This is a genomic window from Flavobacterium sp. Leaf82 (assembly GCF_001422725.1).
Lineage (GTDB): Bacteria > Bacteroidota > Bacteroidia > Flavobacteriales > Flavobacteriaceae > Flavobacterium.
Genome location: NZ_LMMA01000023.1, coordinates 122125 through 143146, shown reverse-complemented (window position 1 = coordinate 143146; position 21022 = coordinate 122125). Strand labels below are relative to the sequence as shown.

10 protein-coding genes are annotated in these 21022 nt (G+C 35.9%); all 10 read left to right on the top strand.

Going from position 1 to position 21022, the window contains the following annotated elements; all coding sequences use genetic code 11:
• The first annotated feature begins 2 nt into the window (after positions 1–2).
• The 10 genes from ASF10_RS12995 to ASF10_RS12945 all read left to right on the top strand — a co-directional run bounded on the left by ASF10_RS12995 (position 3) and on the right by ASF10_RS12945 (position 20990).
• On the top strand, positions 3–1070 hold the full coding sequence (locus ASF10_RS12995) for a carbohydrate-binding family 9-like protein (protein WP_056249892.1): 1068 nt from the start codon (positions 3–5) through the stop codon (positions 1068–1070).
• Positions 1071–1076: 6 nt separating this feature from the next.
• Positions 1077–2156 carry a putative glycoside hydrolase gene (locus tag ASF10_RS12990; protein WP_056249888.1) on the top strand — a complete coding sequence of 360 codons (1080 nt, stop codon included), beginning with the start codon at positions 1077–1079 and terminating at the stop codon, positions 2154–2156.
• 241 nt (positions 2157–2397) lie between these two features.
• Positions 2398–3426, top strand: coding sequence for an isoaspartyl peptidase/L-asparaginase family protein (locus tag ASF10_RS12985; RefSeq protein WP_056249887.1), 1029 nt, complete (start codon positions 2398–2400; stop codon positions 3424–3426).
• 449 nt (positions 3427–3875) lie between these two features.
• Positions 3876–7016, top strand: a complete 3141-nt coding sequence (locus ASF10_RS12980) for a glycoside hydrolase family 2 TIM barrel-domain containing protein (protein WP_056249885.1) — start codon at positions 3876–3878, stop codon at positions 7014–7016.
• Positions 7017–7021: 5 nt separating this feature from the next.
• A complete protein-coding gene (locus tag ASF10_RS12975) occupies positions 7022–9343 on the top strand; it encodes a family 20 glycosylhydrolase (RefSeq protein WP_056249882.1) in 2322 nt (773 codons plus the stop codon).
• 271 nt (positions 9344–9614) lie between these two features.
• Positions 9615–11099, top strand: a complete 1485-nt coding sequence (locus tag ASF10_RS12965; protein WP_056249877.1) for an alpha-L-fucosidase — start codon at positions 9615–9617, stop codon at positions 11097–11099.
• Positions 11100–11107: 8 nt separating this feature from the next.
• Positions 11108–13354, top strand: coding sequence for a GH92 family glycosyl hydrolase (locus ASF10_RS12960; protein WP_056249874.1), 2247 nt, complete (start codon positions 11108–11110; stop codon positions 13352–13354).
• A 13-nt stretch (positions 13355–13367) separates the two neighbouring features.
• Entirely contained in the window at positions 13368–16028 is a 2661-nt protein-coding gene (locus tag ASF10_RS12955) for a glycoside hydrolase family 3 C-terminal domain-containing protein (RefSeq protein ID WP_056249872.1), read from the top strand.
• A gap of 263 nt (positions 16029–16291) precedes the next feature.
• Entirely contained in the window at positions 16292–19387 is a 3096-nt protein-coding gene (locus ASF10_RS12950) for a SusC/RagA family TonB-linked outer membrane protein (RefSeq protein WP_056249870.1), read from the top strand.
• A gap of 16 nt (positions 19388–19403) precedes the next feature.
• Positions 19404–20990 (top strand): SusD/RagB family nutrient-binding outer membrane lipoprotein, encoded by a 1587-nt coding sequence (locus ASF10_RS12945; RefSeq protein ID WP_056249868.1) that lies wholly within the window; start codon positions 19404–19406, stop codon positions 20988–20990.
• Positions 20991–21022 lie beyond the last annotated feature (32 nt).

Here is a 21022-nt window from a genome sequence, read left to right as displayed (position 1 = left end):
GCATGCGTTTAAAAATTCAATGGTTAACAGTAGTTTTAGGCTTTCTTTCGATTGTGGGTTTCTCACAATCGAAGAAAACCATTGTACCTAAAACTTATGTTGCCGCAAAAACCACAACTCCAATCGCAATCGACGGAGAAGAAAATGATGCTTCCTGGGATAAAGTAGAATGGACTGCTCTTTTTGAAGATATAGAAAATAATATAAAACCAAAATATGCAACAAAAGTAAAAATGCTCTGGGATGAAACCAATTTTTATATTTTAGCAAAAATTGAAGAACCGCATGTTTGGGCAAATTTAAAACAACGTGATACCATTATTTTTTACAACAACGATTTTGAAGTTTTTATAGATCCTGACAGCGACACTTTTAACTATTATGAATTAGAAATTAATGCCTTAAATACAGCCTGGGATTTATTTTTGTCAAAACCTTACAGAGAAAATGATAATGTTGTTTTAAATGACTGGAATATTCCAGGACTAAAATCGGCTGTAAAAATCAACGGAACGCTAAATAATCCCAACGATATTGATCAGGGTTGGGTATTAGAAATGGCGATTCCCTGGGCATCTTATAAAACGTCTTATTTTGACAAAAATGTTCCTGTAGATAAATTCTGGCGTGTCAATTTTTCGAGAGTAAACTGGCAGCACAGCATTACAAACGGAAATTATGAACGCAAAAAAGGTGCTGACGGAAAATTTTTGCCGGAGTACAATTGGGTTTGGTCGCCAATGGGCGTCATCAATATGCATGAACCGGAGAAATGGGGATATGTTTATTTTTCTTCAAAAGAAGGCAAAGACAACTTTACAATTCCGCAGGACGAAAAAGTAAAATGGGAACTTTATAATTTGTACAGATTTCAAAAAGAATATTACGAAAAAAATAAAGTTTGGGCAAAATCAATAACAGCTCTTACCAAAGAAAATATCAGCGTTGATGGTAAAATTTTAAAACCAGTATTAGAAAATCACACAACCGGCTATAACATTTCAGTAAAAAGCCCATTTTCTAATCAAACCTTTATTATCAGGCAAGATGGCAAAATAATACAAAAATAAACCACTATGAAACTACCAAAACTATTACTTTTTTTATTCGCACTTATCCTTTTTTCGTGTGCTAAAAAAGAAGAACAAACCAATTTTAAATTTGGAGTCTGGACAACGGCAGATCCCAAAAAATCAGACGCAGATTACTCAAAAGAATTTAAAAAATACAAAGACGGCGGAATCGATGAAGTATTAATAAATACCAAAACAGATCCGGCACTTTTAAAAAGATTAGTACCGCTAGCTACAAAAGAAGGCCTGAAAGTTCACGCCTGGATTATGGCAATGAACAGACCGGATGATGCTGTTGCACTAAAACATCCGGAATGGTACCAGGTGAGCAAAGAAGGGAAATCTTGTTTTGATAATCGCCCTTATGTAGATTATTACCAATGGTTATGCCCAACCAGAAAAGAATCCAGAGAACATGTTTTAGGCCTGGTTGAAGAATTGGCAAAAGTGGAAGGCGTAGAAAGTGTACACTTAGATTATATTCGTTTTCCGGACATCTTTTTACCAATAAGTTTATTACCAAAATACAACTTGGTTCAGGATACAGAATTACCTCAATTCGATTTTTGCTATTGTGATGAATGTGTGAAAGCATTCGAAAAAATCCACCACAAAAACCCAAAAACAAGTCACAACACTTCGATCGATATGGAGTGGAAAAACTTTAGGCTAAATGCCATAAAAGCAGTTGTTGACGATGCTTATAAAATTGCACACAAACACAACAAACAGTTAACAGCAGCAGTATTTCCTTATCCGGAAATGGCAGATCATATGGTGCGCCAGCGTTGGGATAAATGGAATATCGATGAAGTTTATCCAATGATTTACCATAGTTTTTATAATGAAGAAATTGACTGGGTTGGATACGCTACAAAACAAGGCGTTGCTGATTTAGAAGATAAAAAAACAAAAATCAATACAGGAATTTATATTCCGGGATTAAAAAATGATGCAGAATTAAAAGAAGCTATTTTACTTGCCAAAGCAAATGGAGCAACTGGTGTTTCTTTCTTTGATGGAAATGCTTTGACAGACAGTAATTTGAAAACCATCAAAGAAACAAAAGCAAGTTTAAAATAAGGATTAAACACATAGAAACATAGTTTTAAATTTGTAAAAAGAATACGAAAGAAACAAGTTTCCACACATAGCTATGTTTGTTAATGCAAGTGAAACGCCTTTATGCAGTTTTAAAACTATGTTCCTATGTGTTAAAAATAAATTAGGACAGATTTTAAAATAGAAATTAAACACATAGAAACATAGTTTTAAATGTGTAAAAAAGAATAAAAAATATCAGATTCCATTAAAAGTAAACAGCATGTCAAACAGAAGAAATTTTATAAAAAAAGCAACTTTAGGCACATTAGCAGTAAGTTCTGTTATGGGACTTAGCGGATTTGCGAAAAATCAGGAAGATGAAAAAGAAGGTGTTTTAAAATTTTCTTCAAAGAAAATAAAAAAGCCTGTTATTATTTCAACATGGAATCATGGTTTGCCTGCAAATCAGGAAAGCTGGAAACAACTAAAAGCCGGAAAACCAGCTCTTGATGCGATAGAAGCCGGCATGAAAATTCCCGAAGCAGACCCGAATGTTCGCAGCGTGGGTTATGGCGGATATCCGGATCGTGAAGGAAAAGTTACGCTTGATGCCTGTATTATGGATCACAATAGCAATTGCGGTTCAGTTTGTTTTTTACAAGGTATTATGCATCCAATTTCGGTTGCAAAAAGAGTACTTCAAAACACACCGCACGTTATGCTGGCAGGACAAGGTGCTTTGCAATTTGCATTATCAGAAGGATTTAAAGAAGAAAATTTACTAACTCCGGAATCTGAAAAAGACTGGAAAAAATGGCTGGAAGATTCAAAATATAAACCAGTCATCAATATAGAAAATCACGATACCATAAGCATGCTAATGTTGGATCAAGACGGTAATCTTTCCGGAGGCTGTACCACAAGTGGAGCCGCATGGAAAATGCACGGTCGCGTCGGTGACTCCCCAATCATCGGCGCGGGTCTTTTTCTGGATAACGAAGTAGGTGCTGCTGCTGCAACCGGACTAGGCGAAGCAGTAATCAGAACCGCAGGAAGCGCAATGGTGGTGGAATTAATGCGTCAGGGAAAATCGCCTTTTGATGCCTGCAAAGAAATTACAGAACGTATTTACAACAAACATAAAAAACACAAAGACATGGAATATCTGCAAGTAGGATTTATTGCTTTGAATAAAAACGGAGAACATGCAGGTTACAGTCTTAGATCGGGTTTTAATTACGCCGTTTCTGATGACGAAAAAGGACACAGAATGGAAGATGCAAAATTTAAAATGTCGTGGGATAAATAAAACTCAATATTTGTCATTTCGAGGAACGAGAAATCACATCCGGAGAGCAACGAACTGTGAGGATTCAGCAATGTGATTTCTCGTTCCTCGAAATGACAAACTTTGACAAAGTTGAATTAAGTTTATAACATAACGCACGATTTTGTCATTTCGACGGAGGAGAAATCTTCGTGAGAAACTCTACAAAGATTGGCGAGTTACTATAAGGAGCTACTTGCGAAGATTTCTCCTCCGTTGAAATGACAAAGCTTTGACAAAGACTGAATTGCGTGTAGCCTTAAACACATAGAAACATAGTTTTTTTGTGTGTAGAAAAGAATCAAAAAAAGAAACTAGTTTCTTAACACATAGCTATGTTTGTTTAAATAAGTGAAACGCCTTTTTTAAGGTTTCAAATCTATGTTTCTATGTGTTTAAAAAAAAACACACAGAGAATAAAAAAATAAAGAATGAAAAAAATAATATCCATATTATCCTTATTAATTGCTGCAATAGTATCTGTTAATGCACAGGAAAAAGTTCCGTTTTGGCAGAACGAAAAAATCAATGAAGATAATAGAGAGCCCATGCATGCTGCCTATTATGTTTTTGAAAATGAAGCATTGGCAAATAAAAACGAATGGAGAGCGTCTAAAAATTATCTGGATATAAACGGAGCATGGAAATTTAAATACGTTGATAATCCCGGTATTCTTCCAAAAGATTTCGAGAAAAGCAATTTTAATGATAAGTCCTGGGATAATTTCAGAATTCCGGCAAGCTGGGATGTAAACGGTTACGGATATCCGGTTTATGTAAATACGACTTATGATTTTGATTATTTAATGGCGCCAAATCCACCGTTTGTGCCCACAAAATATAATCCAACCGGAGTTTACAGAAGAGAAATTACAATCGATAAATCGTGGGAAGGAAAAGATATTTTTCTGCATGTTGGTACGGCAAAATCAAACCTTACTGTTTGGGTAAATGGCGTTTATGTAGGATATGGCGAAGATGGAAAATTACCGTCTGAATTTAACTTAAATAAATATGTAAAAACAGGCAAAAATACTATTGTGCTGCAAGTCATGAAATGGAATGACGGTTCGTATTTAGAATGTCAGGATATGTGGCGAATGAGCGGTATTACAAGAGATTCTTATTTAGTAGCGAGAAATAAAACACATTTAAAAGATTATGAAATCATTCCGGATTTAGATGCTTCTTACGTAAACGGAACATTAAAAATCTCAACTGAATTCTCTGATTTAAATAAAAAAGAGGCCTATACTTTAGACGTTCAGTTAAAAGATGGTGATAAAATTATTACCTCAAAAGTTATTTCCGCTTTAAGCGAAAAACAAACTTTTGATTTTGCTGTAAATAATCCGAAGAAATGGAGCGCAGAAATCCCGAATTTATATCAGGTGAGTTTTATTTTAAAAGATAAAAAAGGAACTGTTGTTGAGGTAATCAATCAAAATGTTGGTTTTAGAAAAGTAGAAATAAAAGGCGGACAACTTTTAGTAAACGGAAAAGCGATTTATATAAAAGGAGTAAACCGTCATGAAGTCGATCCGGTAACCGGACAAACGATTTCCAGGGAACGCATGGAAGAAGATATTAAAATCATGAAGCAATTTAATATCAATGCCGTAAGAATGTCGCATTATCCTAATGATGAATATTTTTATGAATTATGTGATAAATATGGTATTTATGTGGTTGATGAAGCCAACATAGAATCACACGGAATGGGTTACGATATTACCAAAACACTGGGCAATAAACCAGATTGGGAGTTGGCGCACATTCAGCGTATGCAGCGTATGATCGAAAGAGATAAAAATCATAGTTCGATCATTATCTGGAGTATGGGGAACGAAGCCGGAAACGGTTACAATTTTTACAGAGGTTATTTGTGGATTAAAAACCGTGATAAATCAAGACCAATCCAGTACGAAAGAGCAACTGCGGGAGCTTGGGACGGAAAGGATTTGAAATTTGAATGGGATTCTGATATTATTGACCCAATGTACAGTTCGCCAAATAAAATGGAAGAATATATATTGGCAAACCCAAATCCGTCAAGACCTTACATTCAGTGCGAATATGCGCATGCAATGGGGAATTCGATGGGGAATTTTAAAGATTATTGGGATGTGATTCGTAAATATCCAAATTTTCAGGGAGGATTTATTTGGGATATGATCGATCAGTCGGTTTATAAAACACAACCTGACGGAACTAAAATTCTGGCGTACGGAGGAGATTTTGGACCAAAAGATGTAAAAAGTGATAATAACTTCGTTAATAATGGAGTATTTACCGTAGACAGAAAACCAAATCCGCATGCTTTTGAAGTAAAAAACGTAATGCAAAATATCCTGACTTCATGGGAAAATAAAGAAACTGCGACGATTAAAGTTTACAATGAATTTTCGTTTAAAGATTTAAGCAACGTGACCTTGCATTGGAAATTAATTCTGGACGGCGTTACACAAGATACAGGAGTTATCGATTATCTGGCAATAGATCCAACGCAGTCAAAAACATATACTTTGCCAATAAAATTAGGCGATAAAAAATTTCAGGAAGCTTTTATAAATATTAGCTACCAGTTAAAACAAGACGAGCCGTTTTTACCAAAAGGTTTCGAAATCGCAACAGAGCAATTAGCGTATAAAGGATCTTGGAAAAACGATATAAAAATCGATGGTGCATCAAAAATTACGGTAGATAAAAAAGTAAACAGCACGGTTTTTAAAAGCGATAAAGCCGAAATTACTTTCGATAAAAAGACCGGATTTATTAGTGGATATTCTTATAATAATCTTCCGATAATAAAAGAGGGTTATCAATTGCGACCAAACCTTTGGAGAGCGCCAAACGACAATGATTTTGGAGCTAATTTTCAGAAAAATTTAGTGGCGTGGAAAGAAGCGACAGAGCATCCAACCCTTGTAAGCTGGGCTTATACGACTACAAAAGAAAATTTAATTGTGGTGAAATCTGCTTATAGTTTACCGCAAACATCTTCTACAATTGAGTTAAATTATACTATAAACAGTAACGGAGAATTGAGCATAACAGAGCAATTGAATTTGGATAAAACAAAAGAACACCCTATTTTGCCAAGATTTGGAATGGAGATTATTCTTCAGAAAGATTTTAGCAATATGACATATTACGGAAGAGGACCACACGAAAATTACATCGACAGAAATTACAGTTCAAAAGTTGGACTTTACACACAAACGGTTTCAGAACAATATTATCCCTATATCCGTCCGCAGGAAACCGGAAATAAAACTGATGTTCGCTTTTTAGAATTATCAAGCGATAAATTAAAATTAACTGTTCAGTCTAATGAATTGTTGGCAATCACAGCTTTACATTATTTAAATGAAGATTTAGACGATGGATTGGAAAAAGACCAGAGACACGCAGCCGAATTGAAAGAAAGAGATTTAACAAGCTTAAAAATCGATTCGAAACAAATGGGAGTTGGCGGAATCGACAGCTGGCAAGCCTGGCCAATGGAAAAATACTTGTTGAGAGACAAAAATTATCAGTACCAATTTAAAATAACACCCTCTTTAAAATAATAATTATGAGAACATTAAAACCACTATTTGTCTTAATCTTCTTTACTGTTTTAAGTTTGGGTTATGGTCAAAAAACATATACAGAAAAGGATATTCAAATTATCCCAAAACCAAATCAATTGCTGCTGCAAACAGGAACTTTTGAGTTTTCTAAAAACACTGTTTTTGTTGCCAATACAGATTTTCAAAAAGAGATTTCGAATGCTTTAATCAGTAAGTTTCAGGTTGCAGCAGGATTTAGTCCCGTTTTGGGAGTAAAAGCACCGCAGCGAAATTTTATTCAGTTCAAGGCTGATCCAACTTTTCATAAGGAAGCTTATAAACTAGAAGTAAACAATGCTAATATTACGATTACAGCAAACGGAAATGCCGGTTTTATCTACGGATTAGAAACCATCAGGCAATTGCTTCCGGTTGCTATTGAAAGTAAATATGCCATAACATCAGAAAAATGGCAGATTCCAAATTTTACCATTACAGATGAACCGCGTTTTAAATGGAGAGGTTTAATGCTCGATTTATCACGTCATTTCTTTGATAAAAATTATATTCTGGCAACAATCGATCGTTTGGCAATGCATAAAATGAATGTTTTGCATTTGCATTTAGTAGACGACCAGGGCTGGAGAATCGAAATCAAAAAATACCCAAAACTTACAGAAGTGGGTGCTTGGAGAGTAGATCAGGAAAATCTTTCGTGGAATGCACGACTAACAACAAATCCGGATGAAAAGGGAACTTATGGAGGCTTTTTTACTCAGGAAGAATTAAAAGAAATCGTAAAATACGCGGCAACAAAAAACATCGAAGTAATTCCAGAAATCGAAATGCCGGCACACGTAAGTTCTGCAATTGCATCATATCCGGAACTGGCTTGTTTTGATCAGCGAATTGGCGTTCCGTCAGGCGGATTATGGCCTATTACAGATATTTATTGCGCAGGAAAAGAAAACACGTTTGAGTTTTTGCAAAATGTATTAGACGAAGTAATGACAATTTTTCCTTCAAAATACATTCATATTGGCGGAGATGAAGCCACAAAAACCAATTGGGATAAATGTCCGCATTGCCAAAAAAGAATGAAGGATTTAGGTTTAAAAAACACAAATGAATTGCAAAGTTATTTTGTAAAACGTATTGAAAAATACATTAATTCTAAAGGTAAAAAAGTAATTGGCTGGGATGAAATTGTCGAAGGAGGTTTAGCTCCGGAAGCAACCGTTATGAGCTGGAGAGGCACAAAAGGCGGAATTGAAGCAGCAGATCAGGGGCACGATGTGATTATGACTCCGGAATCTCATTGTTATTTTAATTTTTATCAGGGACCACAAAACGAAGAACCTTTGGCTTTTGATGGTTATACGCCATTAAACAAAGTGTACGAATTTGATCCGGTTGTGCCTACAATGTCACCTGTAGAAGCCAATCATGTCCTGGGCGGACAAGCTAATTTATGGGCAGAACATCTTGCTGGACCAAGGGATTCAGAATATATGATTTTTCCTAGATTGGCTGCAATGGCTGAGGTTTTATGGAGTTCGAAAGAAAGCCGAAACTGGAATGATTTCACGACGAGATTACCACCAATGTTGAAACGTTATGATTATCAGGGAATCAATTATGCGAAAAGTGCTTACCTGGTTACCGCTTCTTCAAGCGCAGATTTGGGTAAAAAACAAATCAATGTCACTTTAAAAAATGAATTCCCAAATCCGGATATCCGTTATGTTTTGGGGGATAAAAATATCGATCAAAATGCATTAAAATATATAAATCCAATTCAGTTTACCGGAACAACAGTTTTAAAAGCGTCTCTGTTTCAAAACGAAAAACCAATTGGTAAAACCTTTACAGATACGATTATATTTCATAAAGCGGTGGCACATAAAGTAAATTATCTAACGCCATTTAATGATAATTACAAAGGCGACGGACCTTTTACTTTAGCCAATACCATTAGGGGATCTAAAAATTTCCATGACGGACAATGGCAAGCATGGTTGGTTAATGATATGGAAGTTGTTGTGGATCTGGGCAAACAGGAAAGTATTGAGCAGGTAATTGTGGGAACTTTAGAAAGTCAGGGTTCAGGAGTTAATTTTCCGGTAAAAATCAAAGTCCTGATTTCTAATGACGGAATAAAATATCAGGAAGTAGGGAAAATTTCACGACCATATGCCCCAAATGTAACATCTGAATTGAAAGATTTCAAAGTTGATTTTGTAAAAGTAAATACGAGATTCGTAAAAGTAATCGCCGTTAACCTGAAGAAAAGCCCAAAAGGAGAATCTTCGTGGTTGTTTGTAGATGAGATTTTAGTGAATTAACTGCATTTTGTCATCCCGAGGAACGAGGGATCACACGAGAAACTCGACCAAGTTTTACGCTCATAATATTACGCACAATATTGTCATTTCGACGAAGGAGAAATCTTCGTTAGCAGCTCGACAAAGATGGACGAACTGCTGAGGAGTTTCTTGCGAAGATTTCTCCTTCGTCGAAATGACAAACTTTGAGAAGTCCATTTGAAATAAAAACAAACAAAAAAACAAACCAAAAACAAAAAAAACAAAACAAAAACCATAAAATAGAGTAAAAATGAAAAGAGGAATATTCATAATAGCAATATTATTTTCAGTTCAAATGTTTTCGCAGGCCATTTATGAAGATGAGCGCTATGTACCGGAAACGGATCCATTGGTGTTGAAAAATTTAGAACAATGGCAAGGCAAGAAGTTTGGATTGTTGATGCACTGGGGAACTTACAGCCAATGGGGAATTGTAGAATCATGGTCTATTTGTCCGGAGGATTATGGATGGTGCGAACGCAAAAAAGGAAGTAATCCTGCAAATTATAATCAATATGTAAAGGATTATGAAGGATTGAAAAAAACATTTAATCCAACCAAATTTGATCCTGTAAAATGGGCAAAAGCAGCAAAAGCAGCCGGAATGAAATACATGGTTTTTACCACAAAACACCATGACGGATTTAATATGTATGACACGAAATATTCTGATTATAAAGTAACAGACAAAGATTGTCCTTACAGCGTTGATCCAAAAGCAGATATTTTGAAAGAAGTTTTTAATGCTTTTAGAGCAGAGAATATCTCAACCGGAGCATATTTTTCTAAACCGGACTGGCATAACGAAAATTACTGGGATCCTTATTTTCCTCCTTTCGACAGAAACGTAAATTATGATCCGTCATTATATCCTGAAAAATGGCAGAAATATGTTGATTTCACGCACAACCAAATCTTAGAAATCCTAACGAATTACGGTAAAGTAGATATTCTTTGGTTAGACGGAGGATGGGTTAGAAAAAGAGACCAACAAAACCTAAAAGAAAACTACGATGAAAAGTTTGCTGAAAACGAATCTAAAAATGGTTTTATCAAACACAGAGTTGTAGATCAGGATCCTAAAATGGATGAATTGGTTGTAAAAGCACGTCAAAAACAACCGGGATTAATTGTAGTTGACAGAGCTGTTCACGGTAAAAATCAAAACTACTTAACACCGGAAGGTCGTGTTCCTGCAAAAACGCTTCCTTATCCTTGGGAATCTTGTATTACGTCTGGCGGCGGATGGTCGTATTCTCCAGATGCTACCTACATGACCGGAAGACAAGGTATTCATATGTTGGTTGATATTGTGGCAAAAGGCGGAAACTTATTATTGAACGTTGCGCCAAGTCCTGAAGGTGAATGGCAGCAAGGTGCTTATGATTTATTAGCAGCTTATGCAGACTGGATGAAAGTAAACAGTTCAGCAATTTATGAGACGAAACCAATCGAACCTTTTAAAGAAAATAACATTTGTTTTACACAAAATAAAACAGGAAATGTATTCGCATTTTATTTAGCAAAAGAAGGCGAAGATAAAATTCCTGCAGAAGTGGTTGTAAAATCGATTAATCCTAAAAAAGGAACAAAAATTACCATGTTAGGTTCTAAAACGGCATTAAAATGGACTAAAGAAGCAGAAGGATTTAAAGTAATAATTCCGGAAAGCCTTAGAAAAAATTTGCCGTGTAAAGAGGCATGGACTTTAAAAATTGAAGCTATTAACAGATAGAAATTATTATGTTTTTAAATAAAACAAAAACCCTTAAAACAGTATGTATTTTTTACATGCTGTTTTTTAGCATAAGTATTTTTGCGCAACAGAGTCCGGTAGATTATGTGAATCCGTTTATTGGAACATCTAATTATGGAGCTGCTTTTCCGGGGCCAATTGCACCACGAGGTATGGCAAGTATTAGTCCGTTTAATGTGGCGGGGAAAAAAAATACCCCAATGGAAAAAGATAGCCAATGGTTGTCGAATCCTTACGTAAACGAAAATAATTTTTTAACCGGATTTAGTCAGGTTAATTTAAGTGGAGTTGGCTGTCCAGAACTGGGCGTTATTTTACTAATGCCAACAACAGGAAAAGTAGAAATCGATCATTTAAAATACGGTTCAAATTATTCGAATGAAATTGCAAAAGCAGCTTTTTACAGTGTAAATATTGACAAGTATAAAGTAAAAGGCGAATTTACAGCTTCGACAAGAGTAGGCGTAAGCAGATTCACTTTCCCAAAAGGACAATCGAATATCTTATTAAACCTGGGTTTAGGATTAACCAATGAAGAAGGAGCGATGATAAAAGTCGTTTCATCAACAGAGATTGAAGGTATGCGAAGCGTAGGTTCATTTTGTTATAATAGTCCGGAAGATGCTTATCCCGTTTATTTTGTAGCTAAATTTTCTAAACCTGCAGACAAATTTGGAGTTTGGAAAAAAACACCAAAATACAATGGTGTTGAAGCACAATGGATGGGTTATAACGGAAAAACCAGAATGATGGAAAACACTATCAAAACAGTTGTTGGCGATAGTATTGGAAGTTATTTTACCTATAAATTCGAGAAACAGGAAACAGTAGAAGTTAAAGTTGGAATCTCTTATGTTAGTATCGAAAATGCCCGTGAAAACTTAGAAAAAGAAACCGGAAAAAAATCATTTGATGACGTTTATAAAGATACCTATAACGAATGGAACGAAGAACTTTCGAAGATTTTAGTAGAAGGCGGTTCAAATGATGACAGAACGATTTTTTACACGGCGTTGTATCACACGTTAATTCATCCCAATATTTTAAATGATTATAACGGACAATATCCGGAAATCAAGAGAACTAAAATTGGTAAAACAGATGGCACACGTTATACCGTATTTTCATTGTGGGATACGTATCGAAATATGCATCCGTTAACGTCTTTGGTTTATCCCAAGCAACAATCTGATATGATAAAAAGCATGTTGGAAATGTATGATGAAAACGGATGGTTACCCAAATGGGAATTAAATTCGACTGAAACATTTACAATGGTTGGAGATCCGGCAAGTATTGTTATAGTTGACGCTTGCTTAAAAGGAATTCAGGATTTTGATATTTACAGAGCTTATTATGCAATGTTGAAAGGTGCAGATAAAACAGAGGATAATCCGTTGCGTCCGGGACTTAAAGAATATATCGAGAAAGGATATTTATCGACTAATTATGCCGGTCCGGTTTCTACAACATTAGAATATAATACTTCTGATTATGCCATTTCACTTTTAGCGAAAGCATTGGGCGAAAAAGATGATTATAAGCGTTTTGCAAAACGTTCCTTATCCTACCAAAAATTGTATGATAAGGATTTAAAATTACTCCGACCAAGAACAGCTAACGGAAAATGGTATGAACCTTTTGATCCTGAAGCAGGTTCAAATTTCCAGACAAATGTTGGTTTTATCGAAGGTAATGCCTGGCAATACGCTTTTATGGTTCCGCATGATATGAGGGGATATATAAAATTAATGGGCGGCGATAAAGTTTTCTCAGATCAGTTACAAAAAGTATTTGATCTCAAACAATTTGATATGGCAAACGAACCGGATATTGCTTATCCATATTTATTCAATTATGTAAAAGGACAAGAATGGAAAAGTCAGGAAATGGTTAAAAAACTGGTACAGGAATATTTCCAGAACAAACCAAAAGGATTACCGGGCAATGATGATACCGGAACAATGTCGGCTTGGTTGGTTTATTCGATGATGGGGATTTATCCAATATCGCCGGGAGATCCAATTTACACCATTACAACGCCAATGTTTCATAGAATTACAATCAAATTAGATCTAAGATATTATAAAAAAGAAAGCATTGTAATCGAAAGACAAGAAAATAATGATGGGAAAATCAATTCGATTGAGGTAAACGGAAAACCACATAATAGCTTTTTTATTTCGCACGAAGATTTTGTGAATGGAAAAACAATGAAAGTGATTCAAAATTAAAAACAACACAACTATGTTACAATTAAGAATGAAAAAAACAGCCATTATACTCGTAATGGCTGTAGGTTTTTTTAACCAGAGTTATGCGCAGAAGAAATACCCTTATCAAGATTCGAAATTACCTGTAGAAGAAAGGGTAAAAGACTTGTTAAGCCGAATGAGCCTGGAGGAAAAAGCGCGCCAAATGGACATGTACAGAGGGGAACTTTTTAAAGAAAAAGAAGATTTCTCGAAATCTAAATCAAGTCCCAGAATTGGAAATTTAGGAATTGGAGCGATTCATGATCTTTATCCGCGTTCGGCAAAAATGATTAATGATCTTCAGAGCGAAGTAATTAAAAATAACAAATGGGGAATTCCTGCACTTATTATGTGCGAGATGCTGCACGGATATCTGGATGACGGAAGTACGGCTTTCCCTATGAACATAGGTTTAGGCGCAACCTGGGATACCAGCGTAATGGACAAAGTGGGTAAAGTAATTGCTACAGAAGCCAGAGCACACGGGGTTCATTTTGGTTTAGGACCAAATTTAGATCTTGGCCGCGAACCACGTTGGGGAAGGGTTGCTGAAACTTTTGGTGAAGATGCGTATTTAAACAGCGAGATTGGTCTGGCAATGATTAAGGGAATGCAGGGCGATGATTTAACATCAGATCGTACGATAATTTCAGAACCAAAACACTTTGCTGTTCACGGTATTCCGCAAGCAGGAGGAAATTCATCTCCAATTTTAGTGGGAGAACGTTCAGCGCGCGAAGATCATCTTCCGTCATTTGAAAAAGCATTTAGAAAAGGCGGTGCTTTGGGAACCATGTGTGCGTATTCTGAATTAGACGGAATTCCATGTGCGGCAAATCACGGGCTGCTAACAGATGTTTTAAGAAAAGAATGGGGATTTAAAGGTATTGTAGTTTCAGATTTAGGGGCTATAAAATACCTTCAAACAACTCATTATGTAACTAATTCTCCAAAAGAAAGCATTAGAGAAGCTGTTGCTGCCGGTGTCGATATGCAGTTTTATGATTTTACTAATGAGTTTTGGCAACAAAGTATCATTGAACTAGTAAATGAAAAGAAACTGACAATAGAGCAAATTGACCGTGCTGCGGGCGGAGTTTTAAGACTTAAATTTTTATTGGGATTATTCGAAAATCCATATACAGATAAAAACTTAATCAAAGAACGTTTTCATACAAAAGAAAATCAGGATGTTGCTCTTGAAGCAGCTCGTAAATCGATGATTTTATTGAAAAACGATAATAACATTTTGCCTTTAAAAAAAGACATTCAGACTATTGCAGTTATCGGACCAAATGCTGATGCATCGAGATTGGGCGGATATACTGTAAAAAATAAAGTAGGAACAACGGTTCTTGAAGGAATTAAACAAGTTGCGGGCGCAAAAACAAATGTGCTTTATGAAGAAGGTGTTTCGTTAATTGTAAAAGGACAAATTATTCCGTCGAAATTTTTGTTTACGCCTGACGGATCTCAAAACGGACTAAAAGGAGAATATTTCAATAACAGAAACGTAGAAGGAAATCCGGTATTAACGCGTATTGACAATCAATTAGAATTTGACTGGCCATGGTCTCCCGGTGACGGAGTTACAGATGATGATTTCTCTATTCGCTGGACAGGTTATATTCAGTCAGAAAAATCATTTGATGGTTGGTTGGGTTTAAGTTCTGATGACGGAATCAGAATGTGGGTCGACGATCAATTGGTAATCGACAACTGGACAAAAGGTGCTACAAGTATGGTTACGACGCCAAAAAATATCGAAGCAGGAAAAAAATACAAAGTCCGCATTGAGATGTGGGAAGGTGGCTGGGGAGCCAGAGCGCATTTGCGTTGGAATCTGGAAAAAGTAAACTTTCAGCCTGCAATCGACATTGCTAAAAAAGCAGATGTTGCGATTGTAGTTTTAGGAGAATCAAATGAATTGGTTGAAGAAAACAGAGATGTTGCCTCGTTAGATTTACACGGAATGCAACAGGAATTGATCGAAGCAATCCAGAAAACAGGAACTCCGGTAGTTTGTGTCTTATTAAACGGTCGTCCGCTTTCTACAAACTGGATCAGCGAAAACATTCCGGCACTTATCGAAGGCTGGTTTCCCGGTGAAGCAGGAGGAAGGGCTGTTGCCGATGTTTTATTTGGAGATTATAATCCGGGTGGAAGATTGCCAATTACGGTTCCTAAATCTGTTGGACAGCTACCTATATATTATAACCAAAAACCATCTGCGATTCATAAATATGTGAGTGAAAGCGAAAATCCGTTATACACCTTTGGTTACGGGTTAAGTTATACCACTTTCGAATATTCGAATCTTGCAATCAGTGCGAAAGAAATCAAAACCGACGGAGAATTAAAAGTAAGCATCGATGTTAAAAACACTGGTAAGTTCGACGGAGACGAAGTTGTGCAGTTGTATATAAATGATGTTTACAGCAGTGTTACAACTCCAAGAAAAACATTAAAAGGTTTTAAGAGATTGTTTATTAAAAAAGGAGAAACTAAAAAAGTAGAATTTACGTTAACCCCAGATGAATTATCTCTTTGGAATCGCGAGATGAAAAGAGTTGTGGAACCCGGAGATTTTGAAGTGATGGTAGGCGGAAACTCCGTTGATTTACAAAAAACGAATTTTAAGGTTTTACAGTAATTTGGTAAAAACGAATAAAATGTTTAGCGTTTTAAGTATTAAGCAAAGAATACTTTTAAAAAAACGATAAATTGGTTAGATTTAATTAAGAGTGACTTCTTCAAATAAAGAGGGTTTATATTACAAAATAAACCCTTTTGTTGTTTTTAAATGTTAAAGTTTACCCAACACCTTTTCAAAATTGTCATTTGTCGAAATAATATTTTGTTAACAAAATGTATTCTTAAGTTTAACATGTTATTAACTCTAAAAAAACAACTAATATGATTAAGGACGTACTAAAATTACTGTTTCTGTTTTGTTTGTTTGCATTCCAAAGCTTACAAGCACAAACTACAGTAAAAGGAACGATAACAGATGCTTCAACGGGAATTCCGATTCCGGGGGCAAATGTTGTGGTTAAAGGAACAAAGACAAGTGCATCATCAGATTTTGATGGTAAGTACAGTATCTCAGTTCCAAATCAATCAGCAGTTTTGGTTTTCACTTATGTTGGCTCAGCTCCAAAAGAGATAGCCGTAGGAACGCAAACAACAATTAATGCCGCTTTAGGTGCCGCTACACAACAATTAGGTGAAGTAGTTGTAACCGCTCTGGGTATCAAAAGAGAGAAAAAAGCAATTACCTATTCTGCTCAGAACATTTCTGTAGACGAACTTTCAGAAGCAAGATCCTTAAACGTTGCCAACTCACTTTCAGGTAAAGTTGCGGGTCTTAACTTTTCTACAACTTCAAACGGGGTTGGTTCTTCTTCCAGAATTACCTTAAGGGGTAACAGATCACTTACCGGTAATAACCAACCGATGTATGTGGTAGATGGTGTGCCAATTAGTAACGGAACAACAAATACAAATCCGGATATCGATACAGGTGGAACTACACAGCCTGATGGTATTTCGAACATTAACCCGGAAGATATTGCTTCTATGACAGTTCTTAAAGGACCATCTGCAGCAGCACTTTATGGTACAAGAGCGAGTAATGGTGTTATCGTTATTACTACAAAATCAGGTAAAGCAGGAAAAACTTCGGTTTCGTTATCGTCTAACTTTATGGCTTCATCTGCTTATAATTTGATGAATTTACAAAATGAATACGGACAAGGAACTTTAGGAGCTTACAACCCAACATCAAGCTCAAGCTGGGGAGGTAAATTAGACGGAAGTCAGGTTTCTGCATGGCAGTTAGTTCGTAATCCTAATTATTCCGGTCCTGCAACATCTAGTTATAGTGCACAGCCAAATAACGTTATCGATTTTTATAAAACAGGATATAACTTAGCAAATACATTAACTGTAACAACAGGAAATGAAAAAGCACAAGGTTATTTCTCTTATACAAATACACGTGCTGAAGGTATCGTGGGAGGAAACGAATTAGACAGACATAATCTTAACTTAAGATTGACAAGTAAAATATCTGATAAATTATCATTAGACGTAAAAACGAACTACATCGTTCAAAACATTGATAACTTGTTAAGAACGGGTGAGGAATCTATTGGTACATCTGCTTATTTATTGCCACGTAGTATTAAATATAATGACTATAAAGATTTTGAATATTTTGATGCTGCAGGACAAAGACAAATGAACTATTTCTTAGACGAAGCGGGATCTCCTGGTGGAAACCCTTTCTGGTCTGCATTGCGTGATGATGCTCGTAAAGATAAAAGAAACAGATTTATAGGTCTTGCCTCTCTTAAATATGATTTTACAAATACTATAAGCTTACAAGTTAGAACTGGTTTAGACCAAATGACAAATAAGAATGTTAGAAACAGATATGCTACTGTAGCTTTTAATAACAATCTGGGTTCATACAGCGAATCTTATGAAACAGTAAGCGAATTTAATACGGATGCTTTACTTTCTTATAACGAGAAATTTGGTGATTTCTCTATTGGGGTTAACGCCGGTGCTAATACCTTACAACAAAATAGTTCTTCATTATATTCAGGCGGGGTTTTAAGTAAAAGAAACTTTTTTGCCTTATCAAATGTATCAACTGTACAATCAACATCTACAGCTTCAGAGAAACAAATTAACTCTGTTTATGGTTTCTCACAAATTGGTTTTAGAAACTACTTATTCTTAGACTTAACGGCAAGAAATGACTGGTCTTCTACTTTACCGGCTGCAAACAGATCTTTCTTTTATCCATCTGTAGGTTTATCAGGAGTAATCTCTGATATGGTTACACTTCCGGAAGTTATTAGCTATGCAAAATTAAGAGGTTCTTATGCAAAAGTGGGTAATGATACAGATCCTTACCAAACAAGTTCAAGATTATCTTATATTGGTGGTAATGGTGGTATGCTGTATTCTCAAACTACAGCTGCAAATCCAAATTTAAGACCAGAGATGTCAAGTTCTGTTGAGTTTGGTGGTGAGCTTAAATTCTTAAAAAATCGTTTAGGATTAGACGTAACTTATTTCCAGACGAATACAAAAGATCAGATTTTCTACATTAATACACCAGAGTCTTCTTCGACTTCAAGAGCGGTAGTTAATGGTGGAGAAATTCAAAACAAAGGTATCGAGGTTGTTCTTACGGCAACTCCTGTTCAAACAGAAAACTTCTCGTGGGACGTAACTGCAAACTACGCAACATACAAATCTGAAGTAAAATCTATTTATGGAGGAAGAGAAGAATTAGTTCTTGGTGAAGGTAGATTGGTAAGAAGTAAAGTTATTCAGGGTGGTGAATATGGAGATTTATATATTAAAGGTTTCCAAAGATCTCCTGACGGAAAAATTATCGTAAACAGCGCAGGTATTCCCCTTGCAACAAATAGTTTTGATGTTCGCGCAGGAAACTTTAACCCGGACTGGACTGCAGGTTTAAAAAATAATTTTAAATACAAAGATTTCTCTTTAAGCTTCCTTGTTGATTTTAGAATTGGTGGTGAAGTTATTTCATACACTCAGGCAAGACAAGCAGGTTTAGGGGTTAGCGATGTTACTTTGGCAGGAAGAGAAGGCGGTATCGTTGTTGATGGTGTTGTTGCTGGTGCCGGCGGAACATACACTCAAAATACCGTAAGCATTAATGCAGAACAATACTGGACAGCAATTGGACAAAGAACTCCTATTGCAGAACCTTTTATTTATGATGCTACAAACATTAGATTAAGAGAACTTGTTTTTGGATACTCTCTTCCAAAACGTGTATTAGGCAGTTCAGGTTTTACAAGTATTGACTTTTCACTAGTAGGAAGAAATTTATTCTTCTTTGTGAACAAAGCTAAATATTTTGATCCGGAAGCAGGTGCTGGTACAGGAAACTTACAAGGTATAGAATCTTTCAACATTCCTTCAACGAGAGATTATGGGGTTAATGTTAAATTCGGATTTTAATTAAAAAAGAGACATCATGAAATATAGTTTTAAAATAAAAACACTGGGAATTGCATTAATGGCAGTTTCTATTTTATCAAGCTGTACAAGCGACTTCGATCATATAAATACTGATCCTAATTCGCTTACAGAAGATCAGTTAGATGCTACAATGGCGGGACCATCATTTGCATCTGCGCTTTATGCGGGAATTCACAACGGATCTTACTCTTCACCGGGTGTAGATGACCAGGGAACCTGGGGTATTGCAACAGGTATTTTGTCTTCTACTTTTATTCACTATTTAAATTGTGGATATGGTACAGAAAGAAATGCATTCGTTAACGGTTACGAAGGACGTGGATGGACAAGATTTTACACGGTTGCTGTTCCGGCTTTAAACAATGCTGTAAAAGCATCTGAAGGAAATGCTGAAGCTTTGGCAATTCTTAAAATCTGGAAAGTTTTTATGTACAACCAAATGGTAGATGCTTACGGGCCAATTCCGTACACAGAAGCAGGTAACAAGAAAGAAAAAGTACCTTATGATAGTGTAGAATTCATTTACGAAGATTTCTTTAAATTATTAGATGAGGCAAATGCTACACTTAGTGGTTCTGCTGTAACTACAGTTGCTTCATTTCAGCCAAATGACCGTTTGTATGCAGGAAATGTTGCGAACTGGAAAGTATTTGGAAACAGTTTAAGATTACGTTTGGCATTAAGAATTTCTGATATTGAACCTGCGAAAGCAAAAGCACAAGCCGAGGCTGCAGTAGCTGCGGGTGTTATGCAAACAAATGAGCAAGGAGCTTTCTTTAAAGCTAGTAATATCACGCCAAACAACTTAAACATGATTGTAAACAGTTGGGGATATACTATGACGGCTTCTATGGAAAGTATCCTGGTAGGATATAATGATCCAAGGTTAGCAAAATGGTTTGCTAAAATTGATACTGGTGTTTACCGTGGTCAGCCTGTTGGAGGTTTAGAAGATCAGTTTGGAACTACTAAATTCTCTGCTTTTAACAATGACATCATGGGTAATGGTGCTGCAGGAAATCTTAGTGACACTAAAAATATCGAGGTATTCATGGCTTCTGAAAACTATTTCAGCAGAGCCGAAGGTGCATTGAACGGATGGAACATGGGCGGAAGTGCTCAAAGTTTATACGAAGAAGGTATCAGATTGTCTCTAAGACAATGGGGAATTACTGATACTGCGGCAATCAATGCTTATGTTGCCGGAAATACATTGCCAACTTTACCAAATATCTTAACAGTTTATCCAACTTTAGACTTGCAGGATATACCGGTTAAATTGCCTGTTGCATGGTCTGCTGCTGTTACTAGTCAACGTACACAAATCGCAGTTCAAAAGTATTTAGCTATTTTTCCTGAATCATGGGAATCTTGGGCTGACTTACGCAGAAGTGATGCTAAAGTAATTTATGCACCACTTAATACAGATAATAATGATGCGGGAGTAGGTAAAAGCCTGATGAAAAGAATTATTTATACAACAAATGAATATTCTTCTAACAAAGATGCTGTTACTGATGGAATCACAAAATTAAAAGGACCTGATACCGGAGGAACAAAACTTTGGTGGGATACAAAATAAGATAAGTAAAGATAAAGAGGTTCGTTACTTAA